19 protein-coding genes are annotated in these 25,873 nt (G+C 55.4%); 10 read left to right on the forward strand and 9 right to left on the reverse strand.

Translation table 11 applies throughout. The annotated features are described in order from the left end of the window. Positions 1–169: 169 nt before the first annotated feature. The 9 genes from HKD31_RS13055 to HKD31_RS13095 all read left to right on the forward strand — a co-directional run bounded on the left by HKD31_RS13055 (position 170) and on the right by HKD31_RS13095 (position 9,321). Positions 170–502: an antibiotic biosynthesis monooxygenase family protein gene (locus tag HKD31_RS13055; RefSeq protein WP_194265460.1), complete on the forward strand. Its 333-nt coding sequence runs from the start codon at positions 170–172 to the stop codon at positions 500–502. After that, positions 502–1,434: a heme/hemin ABC transporter substrate-binding protein gene (locus HKD31_RS13060; protein WP_194265461.1), complete on the forward strand. Its 933-nt coding sequence runs from the start codon at positions 502–504 to the stop codon at positions 1,432–1,434. Before HKD31_RS13055 ends, HKD31_RS13060 begins: the two co-directional genes overlap by 1 nt. Next, positions 1,431–2,459: a FecCD family ABC transporter permease gene (locus HKD31_RS13065; RefSeq protein WP_194265462.1), complete on the forward strand. Its 1,029-nt coding sequence runs from the start codon at positions 1,431–1,433 to the stop codon at positions 2,457–2,459. The genes HKD31_RS13060 and HKD31_RS13065 overlap by 4 nt, the downstream gene beginning before the upstream one ends. Next, positions 2,456–3,265, forward strand: coding sequence for a heme ABC transporter ATP-binding protein (locus tag HKD31_RS13070; protein WP_194265463.1), 810 nt, complete (start codon positions 2,456–2,458; stop codon positions 3,263–3,265). The genes HKD31_RS13065 and HKD31_RS13070 overlap by 4 nt, the downstream gene beginning before the upstream one ends. Positions 3,266–3,281: 16 nt before the next feature. Further along, a complete protein-coding gene (locus tag HKD31_RS13075) occupies positions 3,282–3,602 on the forward strand; it encodes an antibiotic biosynthesis monooxygenase family protein (RefSeq protein WP_194265464.1) in 321 nt (106 codons plus the stop codon). A 200-nt stretch (positions 3,603–3,802) separates the two neighbouring features. Then, positions 3,803–4,582: an AraC family transcriptional regulator gene (locus HKD31_RS13080; RefSeq protein WP_194265465.1), complete on the forward strand. Its 780-nt coding sequence runs from the start codon at positions 3,803–3,805 to the stop codon at positions 4,580–4,582. A gap of 230 nt (positions 4,583–4,812) precedes the next feature. Beyond that, positions 4,813–7,026 carry a TonB-dependent siderophore receptor gene (locus HKD31_RS13085; RefSeq protein ID WP_194265466.1) on the forward strand — a complete coding sequence of 738 codons (2,214 nt, stop codon included), beginning with the start codon at positions 4,813–4,815 and terminating at the stop codon, positions 7,024–7,026. Between the two features lie 257 nt (positions 7,027–7,283). Continuing rightward, positions 7,284–8,267: a DUF1852 domain-containing protein gene (locus HKD31_RS13090; RefSeq protein WP_194265467.1), complete on the forward strand. Its 984-nt coding sequence runs from the start codon at positions 7,284–7,286 to the stop codon at positions 8,265–8,267. 25 nt (positions 8,268–8,292) lie between these two features. Beyond that, positions 8,293–9,321: a methionine synthase gene (locus HKD31_RS13095; protein ID WP_041112387.1), complete on the forward strand. Its 1,029-nt coding sequence runs from the start codon at positions 8,293–8,295 to the stop codon at positions 9,319–9,321. Positions 9,322–9,558: 237 nt separating this feature from the next. Here the strand turns inward: HKD31_RS13095 and metF are convergent, their stop codons facing one another. After that, positions 9,559–10,488: a methylenetetrahydrofolate reductase [NAD(P)H] gene (gene metF, locus HKD31_RS13100; RefSeq protein WP_194265468.1), complete on the reverse strand. Its 930-nt coding sequence runs from the start codon at positions 10,486–10,488 to the stop codon at positions 9,559–9,561. A 130-nt stretch (positions 10,489–10,618) separates the two neighbouring features. On the opposite strand from metF, the gene HKD31_RS13105 reads away from it, so the two are divergent. Next, on the forward strand, positions 10,619–11,512 hold the full coding sequence (locus tag HKD31_RS13105; protein ID WP_194265469.1) for a LysR family transcriptional regulator: 894 nt from the start codon (positions 10,619–10,621) through the stop codon (positions 11,510–11,512). Between the two features lie 551 nt (positions 11,513–12,063). On the opposite strand, the gene HKD31_RS13110 is transcribed toward HKD31_RS13105, so the two are convergent. The 8 genes from HKD31_RS13110 to HKD31_RS13145 all read right to left on the reverse strand — a co-directional run bounded on the left by HKD31_RS13110 (position 12,064) and on the right by HKD31_RS13145 (position 25,788). Next, positions 12,064–13,551, reverse strand: a complete 1,488-nt coding sequence (locus tag HKD31_RS13110) for an alpha/beta hydrolase-fold protein (RefSeq protein WP_194265470.1) — start codon at positions 13,549–13,551, stop codon at positions 12,064–12,066. Between the two features lie 380 nt (positions 13,552–13,931). Continuing rightward, on the reverse strand, positions 13,932–15,470 hold the full coding sequence (locus HKD31_RS13115) for an efflux transporter outer membrane subunit (protein ID WP_062494088.1): 1,539 nt from the start codon (positions 15,468–15,470) through the stop codon (positions 13,932–13,934). A 25-nt stretch (positions 15,471–15,495) separates the two neighbouring features. Continuing rightward, positions 15,496–18,801: an efflux RND transporter permease subunit gene (locus HKD31_RS13120; protein ID WP_194265471.1), complete on the reverse strand. Its 3,306-nt coding sequence runs from the start codon at positions 18,799–18,801 to the stop codon at positions 15,496–15,498. Further along, positions 18,801–21,959 (reverse strand): efflux RND transporter permease subunit, encoded by a 3,159-nt coding sequence (locus HKD31_RS13125; RefSeq protein WP_194265472.1) that lies wholly within the window; start codon positions 21,957–21,959, stop codon positions 18,801–18,803. The genes HKD31_RS13120 and HKD31_RS13125 overlap by 1 nt, the downstream gene beginning before the upstream one ends. Further along, complete coding sequence (locus HKD31_RS13130) at positions 21,956–23,155, reverse strand: efflux RND transporter periplasmic adaptor subunit (protein ID WP_194265473.1); 1,200 nt, start codon at positions 23,153–23,155, stop codon at positions 21,956–21,958. Before HKD31_RS13130 ends, HKD31_RS13125 begins: the two co-directional genes overlap by 4 nt. A gap of 20 nt (positions 23,156–23,175) precedes the next feature. Further along, a complete protein-coding gene (locus tag HKD31_RS13135) occupies positions 23,176–24,294 on the reverse strand; it encodes an ATP-binding protein (protein WP_228120717.1) in 1,119 nt (372 codons plus the stop codon). 305 nt (positions 24,295–24,599) lie between these two features. Further along, complete coding sequence (locus HKD31_RS13140) at positions 24,600–25,340, reverse strand: response regulator transcription factor (RefSeq protein ID WP_194265475.1); 741 nt, start codon at positions 25,338–25,340, stop codon at positions 24,600–24,602. A gap of 274 nt (positions 25,341–25,614) precedes the next feature. Then, positions 25,615–25,788: a hypothetical protein gene (locus tag HKD31_RS13145; RefSeq protein ID WP_194265476.1), complete on the reverse strand. Its 174-nt coding sequence runs from the start codon at positions 25,786–25,788 to the stop codon at positions 25,615–25,617. Positions 25,789–25,873: the final 85 nt, after the last annotated feature.

Consider the following 25,873-nt stretch of genomic DNA (forward strand, 5'->3'; position numbering starts at 1 on the left):
ACGCACACAAAACCAACGGGTTTTTCGAACCCTCACGTTCTTTTTGAAAATGTGTCGCAACAAGATGCCAAGGTGATACCTTCGGTTAAGTTGAGATTGATTCTCATTTTCACATATGGCAGCCTTGTCACATCGGATTGGACCATATCCCGGAAGCGAGGAGAGCCAGATGTTTGTTGTTGTGAACCGTTTCAAAGTGCGGCTGGACTGGCACCCCGATTTCCGGCGCCGCTGGCTGGATCGGGAGGTGCTTCTCAACACTGCCCCGGGTTGCCTCATGATCCCGTTCCTGAAAGGCAGCGCCTATCCTAACCCTGTGGCTTACATTTCCCATGCGTTCTGGGCGTCGCGCGAGGCCTTCGAGGCATGGCGTGGTGGATCGGACCTGTTCCAGACAGCGCATAAGAACGCCGGCAAGGGCGAGCATTTGACGATCGGGCAACGGGCGTTCAGTGCCTCTGAAGTGCTCCGGACTGTCGAAGGGATGGAGCAGGCCGCGTGATGACTCAGAATTCCGCTCTTTCCCGGCGAAAGCTGGGCCTGTCCCTCGTCGCCATGAGCGTGGCGGCCGGTATTCTGCCTGAAACAACTCATGCGGCCTCTGTGCGGACAATAACGGACTGCCGCGGGCGTCATGTTGTGATCCCGGCGGCACAGCGGATCGCCTGTATCGGTGGTACTATTACGGAAACGCTTTATGCGTTTGGACGCTCGCAAAGCATCATTGGCGTTGATCTGACGTCTACATGGCCGGAACAGGCGCAGCGGGAAAAGAAAAACCTAGGCTACATGCGGGCGATTTCCGCCGAAGGGGTTCTGTCTCTCAGGCCGGACCTGATTCTGGCCATGAATGATTCCGGTCCGGCCGCTGCGATGGATCAGCTTGCAGCTTCGGGCGTGCCGGTCGTGTTCGTGGATGCAACGCACTCGCCGGAAGCGATCGAGGGACGCACCCGTTTTCTGGCCGAAATCGTTGATGCGAAGCCTGAAGGTGAGCGCCTGTGCGGCACAATTTCGGACCAGTTCCGGAGCCTCGCCTTATGGCGCGCGGCCCATCCGCAGATGAGGCGTGTGCTGTTCGTGATGCGCATGACCAACAACCGTCCCATGGCCGCTGGGGCAGGAACGGCTGCGGATGCCGTGATCGGTCTTGCGGGGGCGATCAATGCCGGAGCGGGCATGCGGGGCTACAAGATCGTGGATCAGGAAAACCTTGTTGCGCTCCGGCCGGATGTAATCCTGACGATGCAACAGGGTGGGGATGCGATCCGGAATGAGCTTCTGGCTGATCCGGGGTTCCAGTTGACCCCTGCAGGCAAGAACCGGGCGATCATTGCCATGGAGGGGGAGCGTCTTCTTGGATTTGGGCCGCGTACGCCCCTGGCTGCGCTTGATCTGGCGCGCCTGATTGAAACGGCGGGTCATCCCGTATGACATCATCCCGGCGTCAGGCCCTGATCTTTCTGATCGCTCTCATACCATTGCTGCTGCTGGCCGTCATCGCCGCGCTGAATATCGGTGCGACGGGCGTGCACCTGTCGGCTTTCTGGCATGGAACAACGGATTCTGACATCCGGGTAGACCGGATCGTGCTGCTTCGCATCCGCGGGCCACGGGTGGTGATGTCGGGCCTGACCGGGGCGGCGCTGGCGGTTGCTGGAGCGGTCATGCAGGGGCTTTTCCGCAATCCCCTGGCCGATCCGGGGCTGATTGGCGTGTCATCGGGTGCGGCACTGGCGACGGCCTGCATGATCGTTCTGGGGGGACCATGGCTTGTTTCGGGTACATGGGGTGTCTGGGCCATTCCTGCTGCGGGGATGTGCGGCAGCTTTGCCGCTGCCTATCTACTGTATCTGTTTGCGACGCGCGGGGGCGTGACCTCCGTCAGCACGATCCTTCTGGCTGGCGTGGCGCTCGGGGCGTTCTCCGGGGCGCTGACGGGTATTCTTATTTTCCGTGCCAACGATACGGCCCTGCGTGACCTGACATTCTGGACCATGGGTAGCTTCGCCGGTGCGACATGGTCCCGCATCGGGCTGTTATGTCCGTTCCTGTGCGTTGCGGCTGCCGTGACGGCACGTCTGGCCACGCCGCTCAATGCCCTGCTGCTGGGCGAAAGCGATGCCCACCTGATCGGGTATCCGGTCGAACGGATCAAGCGTCTGGCCATGGTGGCGGTAGCCTGTGCCGTCGGGCCAACGGTGTCCTTCGTGGGGGCGATCGGGTTCGTGGGCGTCATCGTGCCGCATCTTGTCCGGCTGGTGACGGGCCCGGATCATCGCCTCGTTCTGCCGGGAAGTGCGCTTTTAGGGGCAAGCCTCATGATCGTGGCCGATACGCTAGCGCGCGTGATTGCCATCCCCGCTGACGTGCCAGTGGGGATCGTGACGGCTGTTCTGGGAACGCCGGTCTTCGTCTGGCTGCTGTCCGGAGCCCACGGACGCGAGGTGGTCTCATGAGCCTTGCTCTTCAGGATGTCGTCTGGCGCGCGGGTGGGAAAACGATCCTGCACGGGGCTTCGCTTCGCTTCGAGGCGGGACAGGTGACGGCCATTGTCGGACCGAATGGCGCAGGGAAAAGCACGCTGCTCCGGATTGCCAGCGGATTGCTGTCGCCAACGAGCGGAACGGTGACGTTGCAGGGTACGGAGTTGAACCACCTTGCTCCGGCACGCCTCGCGGCGATGCGGGCCATGCTGACACAGGAGACTGTTCTGCGAGCACGTTTCACATTGCAGGATCTCGTTGTGATGGGGGCGCGTGTCTCGGCGCCACGTCTGACCGGTCAGGAGCGCACAATGCTGGCGGAAGACCTGCTCGGTCGTGTGGGGCTGGAGCACTTTGCGGATCGCGATGTCATGGATCTTTCCGGCGGCGAGCACCAGCGTGCCCATCTGGCCCGCGTCCTGATGCAGCTTGAGGCCGCGGTGTCAGACAAGGGGAATGCGCCGGGATTTCTGCTGCTCGACGAGCCGATTTCCGCGCAGGATCCGGCGCGTCAGCATCTGGTGCTTGATCTCGCCCGTAAGCATGCCCGCAGGGGTGGCGGGGTCGTACTGGTCCTGCATGACCTCAATTGGGCCGTGGCCTGTGCCGACAGGATCGTGGTCGTGCATCAGGGCACCATTCATGCGCAGGGACCGCCACAGGACGTTCTGACAGACACTCTGGCCCAGACGGTGTTCGGGCTGGAAGAGGGGCGCGTCCAAACCCATGAGCGAACGGGCAAGCCCTACATCCTGCCGCACGATATCATTTTCAACTGAGCAAAGAGGAAAACAGATGCACCAGTATATTGCGATGAACCGCTTCAGGGTGGCCCAGGACGATGCCGAAGCTTTTGAAAAACGATGGCTGGATCGGGAAATCCTACTGAAGACGGTGCCCGGCTTCGTCAGCTTCCAGTTCCTGAAAGGCCCGGTGCAGGATGGCCTGACGCTTTATGCATCCCACACAGTCTGGGCCTCCCATGACGCCTTCGTGGGATGGACCCAGTCCGAACAGTTCCGACAGGCGCATACGGGCGCTGGGCAGGGACGGACGCTGATGGTTGGGTCCCCTGTTTTTGAAGGCTTTCTGGTCCTTCAGAACATCCCGGCCTGAGAGGAGCTCTTCGGATGGAGCGGGATTGGTGAGGCTGCAGTCTCACCAATCCCGCTCAGGTTCTTCAAAAAATGGACGCGGAATGTCCGTCAGTGTTCTATGACGCATCATTCTGATGTGTTGGCGCCGACGCACGGAACATCGGGCAGGATCATTTTGCTGGGTCTCTTTTGAAGAAACATGAACTGGGTCATCGCACCATGAAGCGGACGGCCGATCTGCCGGACCGTCCGCCGCCGGTCGTGGGGTTTGCAGACCGTTATCTGGGCGGTTTCGTCGACGGATATCACACGCATGACCGCTCCCAGCTTTCGCTGTTTCTCGGCGGAACGGTGACCATCAGTACGCTGGGGCGCAGTTTCGTACTCGGGTCAGGGCAGGGGATGTGGATCCCCGCTAACACGCTTCATCAGGCAAACTGCCGGACCGATCTGGCATTCCAGGTCATTTACGTTGATCCGACACTGCCGGAAGCCGAAGACCTTCCGTGCAAGATGTTCGACGCCTCATCCCTCATGCGGGGGCTCGTGGATGAGATCATCGCCATGCGCTACGAGTTCTCCATGGATGAGCGCATGACGTCTATTGCGCGGCTTCTTGTCGGTGAAATCAGGCGCGCGCCCCCAATTGCGGACCGGTTGCTGTTTCCTTCCGATCCGCGCCTCCTTCGCGTCTGTGAGGCGATTGCCGCCCAGCCCGGAGACTGCCACGACATCGACCACTGGGCGCGGGAAGCGGGCATGGCCCGGCGGACCTTTACCCGACTTTTCCAGCAGGAAATGGGCATGGGGTTCGCCGCCTGGCGCCGGCGTGTCCGGGTGGTCGAGGCGGCTTCCCGCATTGCCGCGGGACAGTCGATTTCCGAAGTCGCATTCGACCTCGGTTACGAGAACCCCAGCAGTTTCAGCACGATGTTCCATCGAACCTTCGGCGTCTCGCCCCGTATGGTGCGCGTAGGCACGCTGACGCCGCCCCTGTAACTGGCTTTTCTCAGCCCCAATCTCCCATCCGCTCCCATTCAGGCAACACCGCAGCGACTTCCATCCTCGGCGATCAGGCAGAGTTTGTTCGCGTTCGGGCCAATGGCCGTCGCGTCGGTTGATGCGACCTACGAATGTGGTTAGGAGCGCAACTAAGAGTCATTCTCAATACAAAAGACAGACCGCCGACCCTCTGGGTGCAGAAGCCGGTAACGACACATGGGTGGGGTATGCAGCGTAACAGGATCATCTACACGGCGCTTTTTTCGATCGTTCTGAGCGATACGGCGTTTGCTGCCGATCAGGACAGGAAAGCCGACACGGACCGGCAAACCGGGAAAACAGCAGTTGGCCACGTCGCACACAAATCCGTGGAAACACATACAAAAGACGTCGAACAGGTCAGGGTTCGCGGGCATCTGGCCTCGACCGTTGCGTCCTCCGCAACCAAGTCGAACACGCCCCTGATCGAGACGGCCCAGTCGGTAACGGTGATTACCCGCGACGAAATGGATGCGCGCGGCGTGCTGACCCTCAATCAGGCTGTCCGGTATGCCGCAGGCGTGACGGCCGATACGCGCGGCGGAGAAGGGACGCGCTATGATCTTTTCGATCTGCGTGGCTTCACGGTCCCGACTTTTCTAGATGGCCTGAAATTTCAGGACAGTCCGACAGGTTTCGCGGTGGCTCAGACTGACACGTTCCGTCTGGATCGCGTCGAGCTTCTGAAGGGGCCGGCATCCGCGCTTTACGGTCAGTCCAGCCCTGGCGGCCTTACCGCGCTGTCCAGCAAGCTGCCGACGGATCAGCGGTTTTATGGCGGCGTAAATGCGACGGGCGGTATGTTCGATCTCTATCGTGTCGATGCGGATGTGGGGGGCTTTGCGACGGATGATGGAATGGTCCGCTATCGTGTGTACGGCACCATCAACGGACAACACACGCAGCTGAGCAGGACCGGAAGCCGGCGTTTCAGCATCAGCCCGTCCTTTACGTTCGGCGGGGATGGTCCGACAACCCTGACGCTGCTCGGGAACTACCAGTATGATCCGGAGAACGGTTCCTATGGTGGTGTCCCACTGATCGGTTCTCTCAAGCGCGCATCCTACGGCTATTTGCCGCGCAATTTCTATGATGGCGATGTCTCGGCGGAAAAGTTCAACCGACGTCAGGGCGCTATCACCTATATCCTGAACCATCGCTTCAACGATGACTGGAGCTTCAGCACGCGTGGCCGTTACGACGACATCCGAACGGTCTATCGCAGTGTCTATGACAATGGATATTACGACAGTGACGACGGCACCAGCGGCCAGATGCTGTCGCGTTCCGCCTATGGCACGCAAGAGCATACCTATAATCTGGCGTTTGACAGCCAGTTCAAGGGACGGGTTCGCACAGGGCCGCTGCGTCATGCGCTGATGTTTGGTTTTGACTACATGCAGCAGAAGGCGAACGATATGGAAGCCTATGGGGATGCGCCGGATCTGGACGTGCTGCATCCCGACTATCACATGGCCATTGCCGACCTGACGCCCTATCTTAATTACGTCACGAAATCCCATCAGATCGGTGCTTATGGACAGGATGAGATCCGCTGGAAGCGACTGATCCTGACGGGCAGCATCCGCAATGACTGGTATCGGTCCCATCAGACCGAATATTTCGAGCAGTCCAATGACCGGCAGAGTGCAAGTCAGATTACCTGGCGCGCTTCAGGACTGTATCATTTCGATTTCGGTCTCTCGCCGTATATCAGCTACTCGACATCCTTTCAGCCGCAATCGGGCACGGTCTCGAATGATGGCGGCGCGACGCTGCGACAGGCCCATCCGTCCATCGGCAAGCAGCTTGAAGGCGGTCTGAAATACCAGATCCCGGGGACGTCAGTCCTTTTTACAGCCACGGGCTTTCATATCGAGCAGAGCAACGTCCTCGTTTCCGTTGCCAATACGGGATACAGCCTGCAAAGCGGTCTGGTTCATTCGGATGGCTTTGAGTTTGAAGCCCATGCCCAGCCGTTCCACAACCTGATGGTCACGGCGGCAGTCAGTTTCCAAAAGGTTAAGGATGACTCCACCGGGAAGCCTCTGATCCAGTCCGGTAAGGGAAACGCGTCCCTGTTTGCCTTTTACACGATGCCGTCCGGCCCGCTCAAAGGGTTCGGTTTTGGTGGCGGTATGCGGTATTCGAACAAGACCTATGGTGGCGAAGCGACCTATGGCAGCGTCTGGCTCCCGCAATATGCCCTGTTTGACGCGTCAATAGCCTATGATCTCAACAACATGTCTCATTCCCTTCGTGGCTGGAAGGTCGCCGCCAGTGTCAGGAATCTATTTGACAAAAACTATATTGCAAACTGCTTCGCCTATGGAGCCGACGGACAGTATTGTTACTACGGGGAGCGCCGGAATGCTCAGGCCAGCATAGGGTATAGCTGGTAATATTCATGACTCCCTGAGGAAATGCGAGAACAGGCCGTGCGGTTCATGTGTGAACCATACGGCCTTTTTATTACCTGCTACCAATGGGTCCAGCCACCCATGAGTAAAATTCATACTTAAATGAAATAAAATCATTTTTATTCAACGAACCTCTCAGGCATAAGATTCTGCATCGCTCTGAAACGCAAACTGAAGAAACATTCCTGAATAAAAAAGGGAATAATTCGGGATCTTCAGTAATCTAGGCAGTATCTATCATGTCGGTTGAATTTACATTCAATATCAAGAAAATCCCATTCAATGAAGATTACACGCCCTCAGACAGCACACGTCTGACAACCAATTTTGCCAATCTGGCGCGCGGGGAACACAGGCAGGAAAACCTGCGGAATGTTCTGCGCATGATTGATAACCGTTTCAATTCCCTGGCGCATTGGGACAATCCCAACGGAGACCGCTATTCCGTGGGAGTTGATATCATTTCTGCTGAAATGACGATCAAATCCGAGGGGAAGAATCAGCGTTTTCCTCTGATAGAGGTTCTGAATACCTCTATCTTTGACAGAAAAGACGATAAACGCATCCCGGGAATTGTCGGGAATAACTTTTCATCCTACGTCCGTGACTATGATTTCAGTGTTCTGCTGTTAAATCACAATAAAGATCTGTCAGAATTCAGAACGCCTGATCGTTTCGGTGATCTGCATGGCAACCTGTTCAAGTGCTTTATCAATTCAGAGTGCTACAAGGCCCATTTCAGGAAAATGCCGGTAATTTGCCTGAGCGTTTCAAGCAACAGGACTTATTACAGGACCAGGAATCATCATCCGGTGCTGGGCGTTGAGTACGAGCAGCGGGAATTTTCGCTGACAGACCAGTACTTCGGGAAAATGGGCATGAAGGTCAGGTATTTCATGCCTGAGAATGCGTCTGCGCCTCTGGCCTTTTATTTCTTTGGCGATCTGCTCTCCGATTATTCCAATATGGAGCTCATCAGCACCATCAGCACGATGGAATCTTTTCAGAAGATTTACCGTCCTGAAATCTACAATTCGAATTCTCCGGCGGCTGACTGCTATCAGCCGAGCCTGAAGCACCAGGATCATTCGGTGACCCGGATTGTCTACGACCGCGAGGAGCGCAGCCAACTGGCGATCGCGCAGGGCAGGTTTACGGAAGAGAGCTTCATCAAGCCGTATCAGGACGTTCTTGAGCAGTGGTCTGCCCAGTACTCCGTTTGAACACACCAGAACAAGGTCATCTGTCATGAAAACACTGCTCCCCACCTCTACGGCCGGCAGCCTTCCCAAACCGTCCTGGCTGGCAAAACCCGAGACACTCTGGTCCCCCTGGAAATTGCAGGGGGAGGAACTGGTCGAAGGCAAACAGGATGCGCTGCGTCTGACGCTGGACGATCAGGATCGTGCCGGCATTGATATCGTCAGCGATGGAGAACAGACACGTCAGCATTTCGTCACGACATTCATTGAACATCTTGGCGGCGTTGACTTCGAGAACCGTCAGACCGTCAAGATCCGCAATCGTTACGATGCGAGCGTGCCGTCCGTCGTGGGCGCCGTGACCCGTGAAAAGCCCGTCTTTGTTGAAGATGCAAAATATCTGCGGGCACTGACGAAAAAACCGATTAAATGGGCGCTTCCGGGCCCCATGACGATGATCGATACGCTCTACGACGGTCATTACAAAAGCCGTGAAAAGCTGGCTTGGGAATTCGCAAAGATCCTCAATCAGGAGGCCAGGGAACTGGAGGCTGCCGGGGTCGATATCATCCAGTTTGATGAACCGGCTTTTAACGTCTTCTTTGATGAGGTCAATGACTGGGGCATTGCCACTTTGGAGAAGGCCGTTGAAGGGCTGAAATGCGAAACGGCTGTCCATATCTGCTATGGGTACGGCATCAAAGCCAATATCGACTGGAAAAATGCGCTGGGCGCAGAGTGGCGGCAGTATGAGGAAATCTTCCCGAAGCTGCAGAAATCCAGCATCGATCTGATCTCACTGGAATGCCAGAATTCCCGCGTTCCGATGGATCTCATTGAGCTTGTGCGCGGCAAAAAGGTGATGGTGGGTGCCATTGATGTGGCGACCAATACCATTGAAACGCCGGAAGAGGTTGCCAGCACGCTCCGAAAGGCCCTGCAGTTCGTGGATGCTGACAAGCTTTATCCTTCGACCAACTGCGGTATGGCGCCTCTGTCGCGTCGGGTCGCACGCGGAAAGCTGAATGCTCTGGGTGCAGGCGCAGAAATCGTGCGCAAAGAACTCTCAGCCTGATCTGCCGATCCCCTGGTTCAGCGGAACCAGGGGATTACGCAGCATGGACATCCGGGTTCGTCTTCCCCGTCAGAATCAGTGATCTCCGGGGCGTTGCATGTCAGGGATGACATTCCCTGTTCATTCCCGGCTTTGTCTGTCGAGGGCAGGGCACCTGTCCCGGTACTGGCAGGGGACCATCCGTCCTGCGTTTCATCAAACATCATCACCCCTTCCGTGATTTCCGATTTTGCTTCTTCATGAATCTATCTCACTGGCTGGACGCGCACCCAGAAGATGTGCAATCGCGCAGGTCAGATCTGGACGGTTCAGCGTAGAGAAATGGAACTCGTTGATTCCGTGAGACTGCAGAGTTCGAACCTGCTCTGCCGCTACAATACAGGCAGCGATACGACAGAGTTCCGGGTTCTTTGCCGTTCTTTCAAACAAGTGCGTCACCCAAGCCGGTACCGTAACCCCACAGAGTGCCGAGAAACGTGCAATCTGGTCATAGTTCGACACTGGCATGATGCCGGGAACGATCGGGGCGGTAATACCGGCCGCCAGACAGCAATCAAGAAAGCGCAGACAGGTCGAAGCCTCAAAGAAATACTGAGTTATGGCACGGGTCGCACCGGCATCGAGCTTGCGTTTGAGATTGTCGAGATCGGCCTGTGCGCTCAGGGCCGTAGGGTGTGTTTCGGGGTAGGCGGCAACCGAGATTTCAAAGTCAGCAATGCGGCGCAGGCCAGCGACAAGATCGCTGGCATAGGCATAACCACCCGAATGCGGTGTATAGGCGGTGCCCGCGGGCGCATCGCCCCGCAGAGCCACGAGATGCCTGACACCGGCCTGCCAGTAGGTGCGGGCAATGTCGTCGATTTCTTCGCGGGTGGCGCCAATACACGTCAGATGAGCGGCCGGCACGAGCATCGTCTCCTGCTTCAGGCGCAGGGCTGTCGCCTGTGTTCGCGCCTGCATCGTGCCACCCGCCCCATAGGTCACCGAGACAAAGCGGGGAGAGAGAGGCGCCAGACGGCGGATGCACTGCCACAAACGCTGCTCCATAGCGTCTGTCCTCGGGGGAACGACTTCGAAAGAGAGGACAGGAACGGGCATGTCAGAATGACAAAGCGACGGATGGTCCGCCAGTTTCCCGGAAAGAAGACGTTTCAAATTCGTATTCATATCAACTGCATCAGATCGGTGAGGCGGGATGACCGACGTTCAGATGATTTCAACTAGAGCTTTATAATGATGAATATAAATGATATTTTTTCATGGATATATTAATTTAATGCATAATAGGTGGTAAGAGATGAGTGTTCTGCAACGCAATCATCTGATGATTATTCAGGAAGTTGCCCGGGAAGGCTCACTGACAGCGGCCGGCGCACGGCTGAATCTGACCCAGCCTGCTCTCAGCCATGCCGTCCGCAAGATCGAGATGCAGCTCGGCGTGAAGATCTGGCGACGCGAAGGCCGATCCCTGATCCTGACTCAGGCCGGCCAGTGGCTGTTGTCTCTCGCAAACCGGCTGTTACCGCAGTTTTCGCTGGCTGAAGAGCGGTTGGAGCAGTTTGCGAATGGTGAGCGTGGCACATTGAGGATCGGGATGGAATGTCATCCCTGCTACCAGTGGCTTCTCAACGTTGTCTCGCCCTATCTCGAACGCTGGCCGAAAGTGGATGTCGATGTCCGGCAGAAATTTCAGTTCGGTGGCATCGGGGCGATCCTGAGCAATGAGATCGATATTCTCGTAACGCCTGACCCGCTTTACAAGCCCGGCCTGAACTTCACGCCGGTCTTTGATTATGAACTGGTCCTCGTCGTGGGAAGCGGGCACAGACTGTATGGCGTTGATCGCGTCACGCCTGAGCAGCTTGCCGACGAAACGCTCATCACCTATCCCGTGCCCTCGGAACGACTGGATATCTATACCCAGTTTCTTCAACCCGCCGGCATCGCACCCCGTCAGCAGAAACAGATCGAGACGACGGATATCATGCTGGTCATGGTGGCACATGGCCGGGGAGTTGCAGCACTTCCCCGATGGCTGGTGGATGAATATGCCCCACGCTTCGACCTTCATTCCGTAAGACTGGGTGAAACCGGAATTGCGAAGCAGATCTTTTTGGGGCGTCGGGAAACTGATGCGGATGTTCAGTATCTCACCGATTTCATCGGATTTGCAGCCGATCCAAAAGATTAAAAAGTATTTTTTCTGGGGAGGTCGGACTGCCTTTCCAACAGCACATATATCCCTGACCCCGCTATACTAGCCGCTATTAAGGCCTGCCAGGTTGCTGTCAGAATCATTTCATAGCGATGCCAAAACCCGGGTTCGGGAAACCCATCCAAGGCCATTCCGGGAAGAAAGGCTGCGAATAGTGGGGCAAGACCCACACTAAAAACAAAAGCTAAGGCACATGGAAACCAAGGTTTCTTTGTTAGGCCTGGGCCTGAAAAGACTTTTGCCACACTCCATAGTAGACCGATTCCCAGAACGGAAAAAATAGAAATAAGAACCAACAGGAATAAATATGATGTTATATTTTTATTGGAAGAGCAGGATTCTGCGTTGCGTAAAATGATGAAAACGAGCACCGAAAGACATATCGATATTACGTATGATGCTTTAGGACTTAAGCGGCCCGACATCATTTACGTCTCTCCCCCGTATTTCAGGATGGGGCCGCAGGTTCTATTTTTCACTACACGCGATTGAATCTTTCTGGATCCCATCCTGCCGTCAGGCCAGAGCTATGCTCTGACCTGATCCAGAAGCCAGTGCCGTGCGGCGGCAATATGGAAAAATTTCCGTGCGGATCCCATGTGATCCACGCCCTCAAATGTCAGGAAGGTGATATTGCCACCTTCTGCAAGATAGCCGTTGATCTGTCTGGTCAAGGCATCTTGCCGATCGACCGGAAAGATCAGCGCAGGGTCCAGATTATGGTCGGGGCGCGTGATTTTCGCTCCTGCCTGTTTCCAGATGGGGAGACATTTCTCATTCCAGGGCGTCGCTTTGTTGTCTTCCGAACCGGTTATGATCAGAAGTTTCTGATTGGCGAGCGTGACAACATCGGATGGACGCTGCTGCCCGGCAATGATCAGTCCGGCCGCGAAAGTCTGGGGATGTTTTGCCATCAGCCAGAGCGAGGTCATGGCCCCCATGGACCAGCCCGTGCAATAGACCCTCTTGGGATCAATCTTAAGAACCTTGTCAGACCGGTCCGGCAGATTGGGGTTGCCGTAGTTCCACGTATTGCTCAGAAGCGATTCAACAAGCCGGTAAGTGTTTTCGACGTCAGAAGTGTGCTCCCAGTAATCATTCATGGTCGTACGTTCGTAACGCGGCGTGATAACCACACATTTATGCTCGTCCTGCACTTCAGGCAGGCTCCAGATACTGGCAATGCACTGTTCGGTCAGCGTCTGCGCGCAGGTCCCATCAGGGCTGGTTCCCGAATGGGTCACGGCCAGAATCAGCGGGTAGGAGCGATTTTCGCCGCCTTTCTCCAGGAAGGATTTCGGCAGGTAGATGCTGTATTCCAGCCAGGCCGAACGCGTATCGTCCCACCACCAGTGGTTCTGCTCCCACGCATCCACGCCCCGGATGGCGACATTGTTTCCGTGTCGGCCGCTATTGTTCCAGACGGTCTGACTTGCGGCGTAAGTCACCCCGGTGAGTGCACGGACAGCATGTTTCTGGATCAGGCTTACCCGGTCACTGTCCGTGGTAGGGAGACTGAGGTCCGGGTCGTGGTGGAATTCGGTAATGACAAACCGCCCTTCCACGCTCTTGCCATCAGGACGCAGCGCCGCTTCGCTGTTGGTATAGATCGCCGAAACGAGGCGAGGGCGGGCAACCGCCGACGTATCGTTCTTGTCGGGTTCCTGCGGCATTCCGGCGAAAAAGCCTTTGGCTACGGGAAAGACAGCAGTGGCATAGGTGTCTATCGTCAGGCTGGCAGGATCAATGGCGACATCATATTCCGCTGCAATACCGTAGACCTTTTCACCGCCCCCAGTGACTTCGCATAACGCGCAGATGCCCTGAAGTCCCGGAGTTTTCTTGCGATGCGGTCCCGGCCCGTCAAAACCGTCTGGTCCAGCGGACGACGCTGCCATGAAACCATGTCCTCCACCGGCCGCGCGGGCCTGCGACGCTCCCAGCCCAATGGTTGAAACGGTAGTGGTAAAAGCGGCCCCGGCGGTCAAGAATTTACGTCTTGAGACATCAATCATGGTTTCTCCTGGTTTTAGGCTGGGTCGTTATCTGTACATTGCATTAATACTGATATTGGTCGCAGACAAAACTCCTGAAATATTTTCTTACTCAATCCGCTTGAGATGATGCCATGAAGACGTTGTCTTGTATGGGCGGACAAGACAACTATCCAACTCAGCCTGTCTCGGGCTTGTTTTAATCAGCCGATCCTGCGCACCGAATTGCTATTGGCTTTGATGAGGATCTTCTTGGGTTGGTCGAAGACAGGGCGTTGCTGTTGTTTATGATCTTGTCAGGCTTTTACCGCACACCGCGATTTCTCTATCCCCGAAATCCCGCCTTACTTCCAGTTCCAAACCTTCCTTCCCCTCACACTATCAGCCAGAATAAGTGTAATTTATGGTTTGTAGGCGTCTGGTTTTTCAAGGAAAGTTGGGACCAGTGGGTTATCAGACTGCAGTGCGCCCTTACTCGGCAACTTTGTCGTATCCCAGCCACCACCGAGATCTGCTATGAGTTTGACGCTCGCCAGCAAGCGGCTTTCCTGGATTTGTAGCACCGTCTCCTGATTGGAGAGAGCTGTTTGCTGACTGGTAATGACAGTGGTGTAAATCGCTGTTCCATAACGATATTCATTCATCGATATATCAGCAGCTTTTAAGGCTGAAGCGACGGCCTGCTGTTCCTGGCGTCCCTGTTCCTCAAGGATACGGAGGCTCGAAAGCTGGTCTTCCGTATCCTGAAGCGCAGTCAGTACAATCTGTCGATAATTAGCGACGGCGCTGTCATAATCAGCATTGGCTTCCTGCACAGCAGCCGTGCGTGCTCCGCCTTCAAACAGGGTTTGGCTGGCTGACGCGCCGAGAGACCAGATCCGGTTCGAGACCTGAATTAAGGACTGAACAGGGTTTCCACTATATCCGTATGCTGCGGAGAGTGAGACTTCTGGGAAAAAAGCCGCAATGGCAGCCCCAATCTCTGCATTGTATTCTTCCATCTGCCGTTCGGCCGCAGCAATATCCGGGCGTCTTTGCAGAAGTTCAGAAGGAACTGTTACCGGTACGGAAGGTATGGTGTTCGGCATCTCTGATCGGGCGAGCGAAAAATCGCCTGGTGCCCGGCCAATCAGTACAGCAATAGCATGCTCATATTCTGAACGATTGACGTCTGTTGCTGTGGCGCTCGCCCGGGCTTGCTGGAGCGTGTTCTCAGCCTGGTATTCATCCGCGCCACTAACAGTTCCACCAACATGCTGACTATGAACGATAGCCAGGTAATGTTCGTACAGAGCGGCGGAGCGGTCCAGTAGCGACTTCAGAGACTCTTCGTATCGCAGGGAGAAATAATCCTGAGCAAGCTCGGATTGATAAGACAGGCGTGCATTGGCGACGTCCGCCGCACTGATCTGTGCAGCAGCGACCTGTTCCTGAACCTGTCGTCTGATCTTGCCCCACAGATCCAGATCCCAGTCTGCCGTCATCTGGGCTGCGTAGGTATTCTTGGTTGAACCCGTTGTGTACTGGGTGCCGCTTGTAGAACTAGCTGTGCCACCCTGGCTGTTTCTGGCAAAACTCAGGCTCCCCGCGAGTGTCGGATACAGGCTGGCTCGGGCAGCAGTCACGGCTGCACGAGCTTTGCGAAATGCGGCCTCATATTCCTTTAAATTCTGATTATTGAGCGTAACCTGACTTTCAAGCTGGTTGAGAACAGGGTCGTTATAGATCCTCCACCATTCGCCCTTCGGATAGTCGGCCATATGTGGGGTCGCGACAGTCCAGCCAGGCGCAGGCTTCAATTCCTTGAACTGTGGAGAGACAATGGCATGCGGGCGCTTATAAGTCGGCCCCACCATCAGGCACCCGGACAGAGCCAGAGATGTGAAAACCAGTGCATTGGCGCGGAGGCTGGTCAATACAGACCGATAGCGTCTTGTCATGTGGGCGTCCTGGGCAGGCGTGACATTAAGAGGAGCGTGCCGGACGGATTATCCGGACGAGATTATGGAAAAAGGGCGGAATCGTTTTCCGTCCCCACTGACCAAAGTGATCGAGATAGAGGTAGACAACGGGCGTGGTGTACAGCGTCAGGATCTGGCTGAAGAACAGCCCGCCTACGATAGCGATGCCTAGCGGGCGGCGTATTTCCGCGCCATAACCGTTGCCCAGAACAAGGGGCAGGGCTCCCATGGCCGCCGCGATCGTTGTCATGAGAATGGGACGAAAGCGTAAAAGGCAGGCGGTGTGGATAGCGTTCTCTGCGGATTGATGCTCGTTACGCTCCGCGTTGATGGCAAAATCCACCAGCATGATGGCATTCTTCTTGACGATGCCGATCAGCAGGATCAATCCGATCAGGGCGATGATGTCGAACTCCTGACCCAAAAGGTAGAGGGCCAGAAGAGCTCCGACACCGGCTGAGGGCAGGGTTGAGAGAATGGTCAGGGGATGGATGAAACTCTCATACAAGATACCCAGAACCATGTAGACAGCGGCCAGCGCAGTAATAATCAGCAGTGGCTCCGAACTCGCCGAGCTCTGGAACTGCGCGGCTGTTCCTGCGAAACTGCCGTGAATAGTAGATGGCACGTTCAGCTTCACCATCTCTTCATTGATAATCCGCACCGCATCAGACATTGAGGCACCTGAAGCAAGGTTGAAGGAAAGCGTTGCGGCGAGCGCCTGTCCCTGATGATTGACGGTCAAGGATGTTGTGGCATCGTAAATTCTGGAGACGACCGAGAGAGGAACAAGTGTCTCGGCGCTTGAGGAAACGGCTGAACCACTGGACGTGCTGCTGCCTCCCGCAAGACTGTTGGCGACAGAGTTCTTGAACGATGTCGTACTGGCGGACGTCGTGGTGGAACTGCTATCCGCCGAAGACATGCGGATGGTGTTCGTCTGTGTGCTGCCGCTGGCCGTGCCGCCGGACGCACTGACCCAGACGCGCTGAAGCATCTCGGCATTCTGCCAGTATTCCGGTTTGACGTTCATGACGACGCGATACTGGTTCAAAGGATTGTAGATCACGGAAGCTGAACGCTGGCCGAAGGCATCATAGAGCGCATTGGCGACAAGCTGTGGCGTGAGGGTGGTGCGACCCGCAAGATCCCTGTCAATATCCACGTTCGTCGCCAGACCACCACGCTGAACGTCAGTCGAAATGTCCGTCAGTTCCGGATGGCGCTGAAGGGCTGCCTGCAGGCGGGGCATCCATTCATAAAGCGTGGTCGCATCGCTACTCTGTAAAGAGTACTGATACGCGGCATTGGCCTGCCTTGCACCGGAGGGCAGGAGGTTCGGCAGCATGGCAATGAACTGGGCGCCCAGAAGATCATGGGTGCGGCGGCGCAGATCCGCAATGGTCTCAAGGGCAGAAACGTGGCGCTCGCTCTTGTCTTTTAGTTCAATGAACATGTTGGCCTGGTTTGCCGCACTCCGGCCACCGATAAACCCAGTGACACTTACGACATCCGGGTTTGAAAGGATCTTCTTCTCCACCTCCGTGATCTTGCCCATCATCTTCTGGAACGAGACGGCCTGATCGGCGGTGAGATGCGCCATCATGGTTCCGCTGTCCGTTGTAGGAAGCAGGCCACGAGGCATGATCATGAACAGGCCAATCATGAGCGCGATGGACAGGGGAAGAGAAAGGATGACAAGCCGGTGATGACGCAGGGCGACGAGCAGGGAGCGTTCATAGCCATGCTGCAGACGGTTGAAAGCCCGTTCCAGCCACGCCGAGATCCGGGACCATGCTCCACCTGTCGTTTCCGTTGAATGGTGCATGTCATCGGCCCGAAGGATGCGGGAACACATCATGGGCGTAAGTGTCAGGGAAAGAACCATGGACACCAGCACCGTAACAGAGATCGTCACGGCGAATTCATGCAGGACGTTGCCGATCAGTCCACCCAGCATCAGGATCGGGAAGAAAACGGCAACAAGGGAAAACGACACTGACAGGACTGTAAACGAGACTTCCTGCGCTCCTACCAGAACTGCTTCTGCCCGTGTCTTTCCCATCTCCATGTGACGGCTGATATTCTCGATCACCACAATGGCGTCATCCACAACAAAACCTGTTGCGATTGTCAGAGCCATCAGTGACAGACTGTCGAGAGAATAGTTCAGCAGTTTCATCACCCCGAACGTCGCGATCAGCGAGGCTGGAATAACGACAGCGGGAACGATGGTCGTGCGGGGGGAACGCAGAAAAAGTAGCACAACGCCTACGACCAGCAGGATCGACAGGACCAGCGTGCTCTTCGTGTCTTTCAGGGCCGCCCGGATCGTATAGGAGCGGTCCATGCCCACATGAAGTTCCACATCCGCAGGGAGAGCGGCTGTAAGCATCGGAAACTCGGCACGGACCTGATCGATCGTCTGAACCACATTGGCGCCAGCGCGAGGAAAGATGATGACAAGAACAGCAGGCTGTCCGTTATAGAAGCCGCCATTCTCCACGTCTTCCACGCCGTCTGAAACATCGGCAACATCTTCCAGCCGAACGGGGCGATTGCTGCGATAGGCAACGATCAGCCCCTGAAGATCCTTGGCGCCATGCACCTGATCGTTGGTCTGCAGGATGATGCGCTGGTTGCCACGGTTGACAAAACCCTTGGGCGTATTGGCGTTGGCTGCTGCAAGCGCGGCACGAATGTCCTCGAAGCCAATGCCGTATTTGAAGATCTTGAGCGGGTTCATTTCCACCCTGACGGCCGGAAGGGCACTCCCTCCGAGCTCGACCTGGCCAACGCCGCTGATCTGCGACAGATGCTGCTCCAGAATATTGGTCGCGGCATCATAGATCTGTGCCGAAGTCTTTGTTTTGGACGTCAGGGCCATGATGAGGATGGGCATCCCGGCCGTATTAGCGGCGTGATAGGTCGGGTCCTGTCGCAGGGTCGCAGGGAGGTCGGCACGGGCTGCATGGATTGCAGCCTGTACGTCACGCGCAGCACTGTTGACGTCGCGGGAAGTATCGAACTGAAGGGAAATATTGACCTGTCCCGTCACGGACTGGGACGTCATTTCATTCAGGCCCGAGATCGTTCCCAGATGCCGCTCCAGCGGCTCTGCAATCGTGCTGGCGATTTCTTCCGGTGTGCCCCCCGCCTGCTGGGCCTGAACCTGGATGACGGGCAGATCCACATTCGGCAGATCGGCAATCGGGAGAAGCCAGTAGCCAATCATCCCGGCAATCATGAGCCCGATAACGACAAGCGTGGTGCCGATGGGGCGTCGGATGCAGAGGGCAATGACTGACATCAGGAGGCTCCCTGTGTCGATGATGCCCTGTGCTGGCGCAGGCGTGATACCCGAAGTCTTATACGCTCCATGAAGAGATAGATGACCGGGGTCGTAAACAGGGTGAGAAGCTGGCTGACCATCAGACCGCCCACGATCGCATAACCGAGCGGACGACGAAGCTCGGACCCGACGCCGCTGCCAATCACCATTGGAACCGCCCCCAGCATGGCGGCAAGGGTTGTCATGAGGATCGGTCTGAAGCGCAGATGGGCTGCCTTCGTAATGGATTCTACAGGAGACAGTCCTTCCACTCGCTCAGCTTCAAGAGCGAAGTCGATCATCATGATGGCATTTTTCTTGACGATGCCGATCAGCAGAACGATGCCGATAACGCCCATTACATCCAGTCCGCTTCCAGTGATCCAGAGGATCAGCAGGGCCCCGATAGCGGCAGAAGGCAGGGTGGAAAGAATGGTGAGGGGATGGATGAAGCTCTCATAGAGAACGCCCAGAACGATATAGACCGCAACAAGGGCTGCAACGACCAGCCATGCCTCATTGCTCATGCTGTTTTCAAAGACCGCCGCCGTACCGATGAAAGATGTCTGCACGGTATCGGGCATTTTCAGTTTTGCGCGGGCTGCATCAATGGCTGACGTGGCTGCGCCGAGCGAGTAGCCGGGGGCAACATTGAAAGAGACTGTCGTGGCTGGGAACTGGGCAACATGCGTGATCAGAAGTGGCGCGGTGGAAGGCGTCATCTTCGTAACGGCACTCAGGGGAACCAGTCCGGAAGTCGGCGTGCGCGTCGGGCCGGAATCGACTGTTCCCGTACTGGCACTGCCGGCCATGTACAGTTTATCCAGAGAGTCCGGCGTGTTCTGTAATCCCGGAGAGGCTTCCAGAATGACGCGATACTGGTTGGACTGCGTGTAGATCGTGGAAATCTGGCGTTGTCCGAATGAATCATAGAGCAGATTATCGACCGTCTCCGGTGTGATGGAAAACCGGGCCCCTGTTGCGCGGTCGAGGGTCACATCCTCCGCAAGGCCCTGAGCCTGAAGATCGGACGTAACATCTGCCAGGGCAGGGGATTTCTGCATCTCGGCCACGAGACGATCCGACCATGTGCTGAGGCGACTACTGTCGGAATCCTCGATCAGGAACTGGTACTGCGTGGCGGAAACATTGGTGTTGAGTGTCAGATCCTGAACAGGTTGCAGATAAAGCTGGGTGCCTGGAATGCTGCTGACTTCGTTCAGGATACGGGCGGAAATTTTGCTGGCTGAAAGACTGCGCTTGTCATGATCGCGAAGCGTAATCTGGAAGCGCCCTCGGTTCAGCGTCGTATTGTCGCCATCCACGCCAATATATGACGACAGACTGGCAACATCAGGATCCTTGAGGATAGCGGCCCCAAGGCGTTGCTGAAGGGCTTTCATGGCATCGAAGGAAATCGATGAATCCATGACGGAAACGCCCTGAATCACGCCCGTATCCTGGTTCGGAAACAGTCCTTTCGGAATGACGACCACCAGAACGCCGGTCAGAGCCAGCGTGAAGACAAAGAACAGGAGCGTCGCAGTCTGATGGCGCAGGATATGAACCAGACCACGGTCATAAGCGGAGATCAGACCGTTGATAAGCTGATCGGCCTTGAGCGCCCATTTCGGTTTGGTAGTCTGATGGGCCTCGTCTTTCAGGACGCGCGCACACATCATGGGTACGAGTGTCAGGGAGACGATGGCTGAGATGATGATCGTCACGGCGAGTGTTACGGCAAATTCGTAAAACAGGCGCCCGATCACGTCGCTCATGAACAGCAGCGGGATCAGCACTGCGATGAGCGATACCGTCAGCGAGATAATCGTGAAGCCGATTTCGCCAGCGCCTTCCAGTGCTGCCGTCATCCGGTCTTTGCCCATTTCGATATAACGGGCGATATTTTCGATCATGACGATGGCATCGTCCACAACGAAGCCCGTTGCGATGGTCAGCGACATCAGGGACAGGTTATCGAGCGAGAACCCCATCAACTGCATGACCGCCAGAGTGCCGACAATGGACAAGGGCACGGACAGGGCAGGGACCATCGTAGCCGCCGGATCGTGCAGGAACACGAAGATCACGGCCACGACCAGCACCAGGGCCAGTGTCAGTTCAAACTCCACATCGGAAACGGATGCCCGGATGGTGGTGGTGCGGTCTGTGAGTGCCGTGATGTGAATGCCTGCGGGCATATCCTGTTCAAGGCGGGGCAGGGCAGTCTTGATGGCGTTAACGGTGCTGAGAATGTTGGCCGAGGGCTGGCGGCGGATATTGAGGATGATGGCAGGTGTCGTATTGGCCCAGCCAGCCAGTTGTGTGTCTTCAGGGGCTTCAATGACGGTTGCGATGTTCTTGAGCCGCACAGGTCCCTTCGTCGTGCTGGACCAGCCTACCACCTGATTCATGAGCTGGTCCGTACTGGAGATCTGACTGTTCAGCCGGATCGTACGGGCCTGTTCAGTGCCGTTGAAACTGCCGGTCGGGGAGTTGACGTTCACGTTGCCGATTGTCGTCCGCAAAGTGTCCATATCGAGCCCATAGGAGGTCGCTTTCTGGACGTTGACCTGGACGCGATAGGCCTTCTTGTTTCCGCCTGAGAGGGAAACCTCACCCACCCCGGAAATTTCGCTGATTTTCTGCTGAAGGCGTGTGGCGACGTAATCCTCAACTTCCGTCAAGGGCAGTGTATCGGACGTGACACCAAGGATCAGGACCGGTGTATCCGCAGGATTAACCTTGGAATAGATCGGAGGAGCGGGAAGGGCTGAAGGTAGGAGCGAGTTTGCAGCGTTGATGGCTTCCTGGACTTCCTGTTCCGCAACATCGAGAGACGTTGTCAGGGCAAAACGCAGTGTGATGACAGACGCGCCGGCAGACGACTGAGACGTCATCTGATCCAGGCCTGCCATCTCACCCATCTGGTCTTCCAGTGGAGCGGTAACCGACGTCATCATGACGTCCGAGCTGGCGCCGGGGTAGAATGTTCTGACGACAATCGTCGGATAGTCGACTTCCGGAAGGGCTGAAATCGGCAGAAAGCGATAGCCGATCATTCCTGCGAGAAGCAAGGCGAGCATCAGAAGCGTTGTGGCGACTGGCCGCTGGATAAAAAGGCGTGAGGGGTTCATTTCGCCGCCTTGTCCGTATTGCCAGTCGATGTGCTGTCGGGAACGGTGACTTTCGCACCGTCATGAAGCCTGTCGACGCCGGAGGTGACGACGCGGTCACCATCATTGACGCCTGACGTGATAACGACTGTGCTTCCCTGACTGATCCCCGTTTTCACGGTTTTGGCGGACACAGTGTTGTTGCTTTGCACAACGTAGACAAACGTTCCGTTTGGACCCGTCTGAAGCGCACTGGTCGGAGCCAGAAGGACACCCTGCTCCGTGTCTATCATGAGATGAGCGTTGACGAACTGGTTGGGGAAGAGATCTTCATCCGAGTTTTCAAAAAGAGCGCGCAAACGGACTGTGCCTGTGGAGGTGTCTATTTCACTGTCCAGGCTGCCGACCTTGCCTGTCGTCAGTTTGGTACTATCAGCGCTGTCCCAGGCTTCAACGGGAAGCTCCTTCACCTGACGCAGCCGTTTCCAGATCAGCCCCAACTTATCCTGCGGGACTGTGAAAATGACTGAGATGGGCTTCATCTGTGTCAATGTCGCCAGACCATCTGTCTGGCCAGCGACAAAATAATTGCCTTTATCCACGGCACGGATGCCGATGCGCCCACTGACAGGCGCCTTGATGTGGCAATACTCAATATCGAGCTTGTAAGTATCTACGAGACCTTGATCGTATTTTACCGTTCCGGTGAGTTGTTGAACCTTGTAATGCTGGTCCAGTGCTGTCTGGGCATCCACGCTGTCATGTTTAAGGAGTTTTTGATAGCGGGCATCGTCGATCTTCGCTTCTTCAAGCTGAGCGATATCAGCGGCGAGCTGTCCTTCATATTGTTTGAGCTGGGCTTCATAGGGACGGGGGTCGATAACAGCCAGCAAATCACCCTCGTTAACTTCCTGCCCTTCCGTGAAGAGGATCTGCGTGAGATAGCCATCAACGCGGGACTGAACCGTAACGGTGGCAATAGGCACCACTGTTCCCAGTTCGCTCAGAACATATGGCATGTCTCCCTTGCGAACCGTTTCCACACCAACGGGCTGTCCTTCCTGTCCGGATTTGGTCGCTGCCGCTCGGGTATCTGAGGGCGCCAGGCTGCTGGCAGTTGCCAGAGCTCCGATTCCAAACGTCCCTGCCATCAGAAGCTGACGGCCTGTGAAAGAAAGACGGAGGACAGAACGGCGTAAAAAGTTCGGTTTGGACATACCAGAAGGGCTCCGCGTGATTACGGTTGAGGAGAGGGAAGAGACGACAAAGGAGAAGAAACGGCTGGCTTTGAATGAATGGCGCGCTGCTGGGCCTTCAGACGCTGTGGCAAAATCAGCCTTACGATGAAGCCAGCAGGTCGAGCATGGCGAAATTCGATAGTGCCGTGGTGACGGGCGATAATGTCGTGAACAATGGAGAGGCCCAATCCCAGGCTACCATCGGAGCTTCTGGCTTGATCCATGCGAGCAAAAGGCTGGAGCATGGCCTGTTGCAGGCTCTCGGGGATTCCGGGACCGCTATCCTGTACTTCAATGATGATCCGTTCATCATGTGACCAGGCGTTGACTTTTACATTCTGGCCGTACTTCAGGCCGTTTTCGACAAGATTACTGATGGCTCGGGCAATGGATACTGGCTGACAAAAACACGGCAGGCGAAATGCGCCCTGATACAGGACATTTCTGCCAACTGCAGAAAACTCTTCGCATAGACTTTCAATGAGCGAACCAAGTTCTACGGCTTCAAACGCCTCGGTTTCACGCTGGTATTTCAGGAAAGCCAAAGCTCCATTCAGCATCTGTTTCATGAGGTCGAGGTCATGTCGCATGACTTCGGGAGCTGCGTCCTCTCCTCCCATCTCAACGCGCATGGAGAGGCGGGTCAGGGGAGTGCGCAGATCATGACTGACTGACATCAACATCCGCGTGCGCTCCTCAGCTGCAGTGCTGAGGCGTGCCTGCATGCGGTTGAAAGCGCGAATAACGCGCCGCACTTCTTTCGGCCCCTGTTCCTGGATTGGCGCTGAGACGCTGTCATATCCTAATGTCTCGGCATATTCTGCCAGAACGGCGAGAGGGCGATTGACGCGCCAGATACTCCAGACCGAAAGTGCGCCGGTCATCACCAAAAGGGAGAGAAAAGGCACAGTGATCGGCAGTGTCATGTGCATGATCTGCGGAATCTGAAAATTGATACCTGAGCGTATGGCCAGATGGATCCCGTCGCGAGGAAGAAAAACATTGGTGGTTTTTTCGACCCCCTGATACCCGCCGCAGTTAAAGACCTGCAGGGTCGCCCGATCTTCAGTGAGGTTTGACCGAAGAATCAGGCGGAGCAATTCGGCCTCATGATCCATTGATCGGGGGATGCAGGGAAAGGCGGCATTGACCTGAAAACGGAGGTCCCCGGTTGAAAAGCCGTGTGCAATTGTCTCCCTTGCTGGGAGAGGCGCAGCTCTGAGAGCCCGAATTCCCGTTTCAATAGCAAGAGCGCTGGGCCACGGTCCCTCGGGAAGCGGGGGGATAGCAGGTCGTAACGCATCCAAGAGAAAGGCAACAATGAAGAGAGTGACAAAGAGGCTGCAAATAAGGATTGCGACCATTTGTCCGTAGATCGTCTGTGGTAGAATTCGATTAAGGCGTCGAAGAGATAACATGTCTGTCACTGGTTGATACTTTTGAGGTCAAAAATGTACCCGTCACCACGGATAGTCCGGATCAACTCAAGTTGTCTTCCTCCGTCAGCGAGTTTTCTGCGCAAACGACTTACAAGAAGGTCAATTGTTCTTTCTTCTACAGCGTTAGGGGCATCGTAAATCAGCTCTATAATTTCATTCCGTGCCAGAAGGACGTTGGGATGGTGGCAAAACGTCAACATCAGATCAGTTTCAGAACTACTGAGTGTGACGCGGATGCCTGATCGTCCATATAGAGCGCGCTTGGCAGGAATAAATTTCCAGGGCCCGAATACATGCTCACTGAGTGCATCGCTCGGGAATGAGGGCTTTTCGGTTCGTCTCAGGACAGCACGAATACGCGCTTCAAGCTCGGTCAGATCAAACGGTTTGCTGACATAGTCGTCGGCTCCCAAATCCAGTCCGGTGACACGATCTTTTGTTTCAGTCAGGGCAGTGACCATGATGACAGGTGTAGAGACTGTCTGCCTAATATATTGGAAAAGCTCGTACCCACTGTCTTGAGGAAGCATCAAATCAAGAAGAATTAGGTCAATCCGAGAAGATTGAAGTTGCTTCTGAAGCTCCGTTTTATTGACTGCCACACTGATGCAATACCCCTTCAGGCACAAAAATCGCGTCAACATCTGTCGAATGTCTTGATCGTCTTCAATAACAAGAATGCGACTGGCTGTTATTGATGATGCACTGTTGTCTGGAATAATCAAATTTAAAAGCGCCCGGAGCTATTTTTCTGAAAGTTTCCAATAGGTACAGAGAGCATGTATAATAATCCAGAAAACACAAAGTCACCGAAAAAAAATCATCATCCTTGCTTTATTTTCAAATATGAAAAATTATAAATAATAAGTTATTTATTTCTATATGTTTTTGTGCGTTTCAGTTGGTTATGTAAAATTTCTATTTTATGTGCCTTGAGTATGATTACAGAACGGAGAGTAGGTTGAACTGTCCTGAGCAGCTTCATTCGAGGCTCAATACTTATAGCAAAAACATGACGATTGCGGCATAACCTTGGTCTGTCATCTCCCATCGTGTCATGGGAAAACTTTCCAACGACACCTGCGATCGTGAAGAAGTTGAGGAAGCATCTGCTTTCATGGAGTTCAGCAGGTTGATCGTTTTCTGCCTCATTCCAGCCATCCGTTCGGTCATGGCCCGTTCCACAAAACAGACCTGGCCATGACGAGCAGAAAGAGAGCCGGCAGTGGAAATAATCTGCTCAGGAGGGAAGTACTAT

It is taken from the genome of Gluconobacter potus (assembly GCF_015244705.1).
GTDB lineage: Bacteria > Pseudomonadota > Alphaproteobacteria > Acetobacterales > Acetobacteraceae > Gluconobacter > Gluconobacter potus.

Bases quoted from the DNA above. Each gene is read 5' to 3' on its own strand.
- HKD31_RS13055 (WP_194265460.1), top strand. From the start codon at position 170: ATGTTTGTTGTTGTGAACCGTTTCAAAGTGCGGCTGGACTGGCACCCC.
- HKD31_RS13060 (WP_194265461.1), top strand. From the start codon at position 502: ATGACTCAGAATTCCGCTCTTTCCCGGCGAAAGCTGGGCCTGTCCCTC.
- HKD31_RS13065 (WP_194265462.1), top strand. From the start codon at position 1,431: ATGACATCATCCCGGCGTCAGGCCCTGATCTTTCTGATCGCTCTCATA.
- HKD31_RS13070 (WP_194265463.1), top strand. From the start codon at position 2,456: ATGAGCCTTGCTCTTCAGGATGTCGTCTGGCGCGCGGGTGGGAAAACG.
- HKD31_RS13075 (WP_194265464.1), top strand. From the start codon at position 3,282: ATGCACCAGTATATTGCGATGAACCGCTTCAGGGTGGCCCAGGACGAT.
- HKD31_RS13080 (WP_194265465.1), top strand. From the start codon at position 3,803: ATGAAGCGGACGGCCGATCTGCCGGACCGTCCGCCGCCGGTCGTGGGG.
- HKD31_RS13085 (WP_194265466.1), top strand. From the start codon at position 4,813: ATGCAGCGTAACAGGATCATCTACACGGCGCTTTTTTCGATCGTTCTG.
- HKD31_RS13090 (WP_194265467.1), top strand. From the start codon at position 7,284: ATGTCGGTTGAATTTACATTCAATATCAAGAAAATCCCATTCAATGAA.
- HKD31_RS13095 (WP_041112387.1), top strand. From the start codon at position 8,293: ATGAAAACACTGCTCCCCACCTCTACGGCCGGCAGCCTTCCCAAACCG.
- metF (WP_194265468.1), bottom strand. From the start codon at position 10,488: ATGAATACGAATTTGAAACGTCTTCTTTCCGGGAAACTGGCGGACCAT.
- HKD31_RS13105 (WP_194265469.1), top strand. From the start codon at position 10,619: ATGAGTGTTCTGCAACGCAATCATCTGATGATTATTCAGGAAGTTGCC.
- HKD31_RS13110 (WP_194265470.1), bottom strand. From the start codon at position 13,551: ATGATTGATGTCTCAAGACGTAAATTCTTGACCGCCGGGGCCGCTTTT.
- HKD31_RS13115 (WP_062494088.1), bottom strand. From the start codon at position 15,470: ATGACAAGACGCTATCGGTCTGTATTGACCAGCCTCCGCGCCAATGCA.
- HKD31_RS13120 (WP_194265471.1), bottom strand. From the start codon at position 18,801: ATGTCAGTCATTGCCCTCTGCATCCGACGCCCCATCGGCACCACGCTT.
- HKD31_RS13125 (WP_194265472.1), bottom strand. From the start codon at position 21,959: ATGAACCCCTCACGCCTTTTTATCCAGCGGCCAGTCGCCACAACGCTT.
- HKD31_RS13130 (WP_194265473.1), bottom strand. From the start codon at position 23,155: ATGTCCAAACCGAACTTTTTACGCCGTTCTGTCCTCCGTCTTTCTTTC.
- HKD31_RS13135 (WP_228120717.1), bottom strand. From the start codon at position 24,294: ATGGATCATGAGGCCGAATTGCTCCGCCTGATTCTTCGGTCAAACCTC.
- HKD31_RS13145 (WP_194265476.1), bottom strand. From the start codon at position 25,788: ATGACCGAACGGATGGCTGGAATGAGGCAGAAAACGATCAACCTGCTG.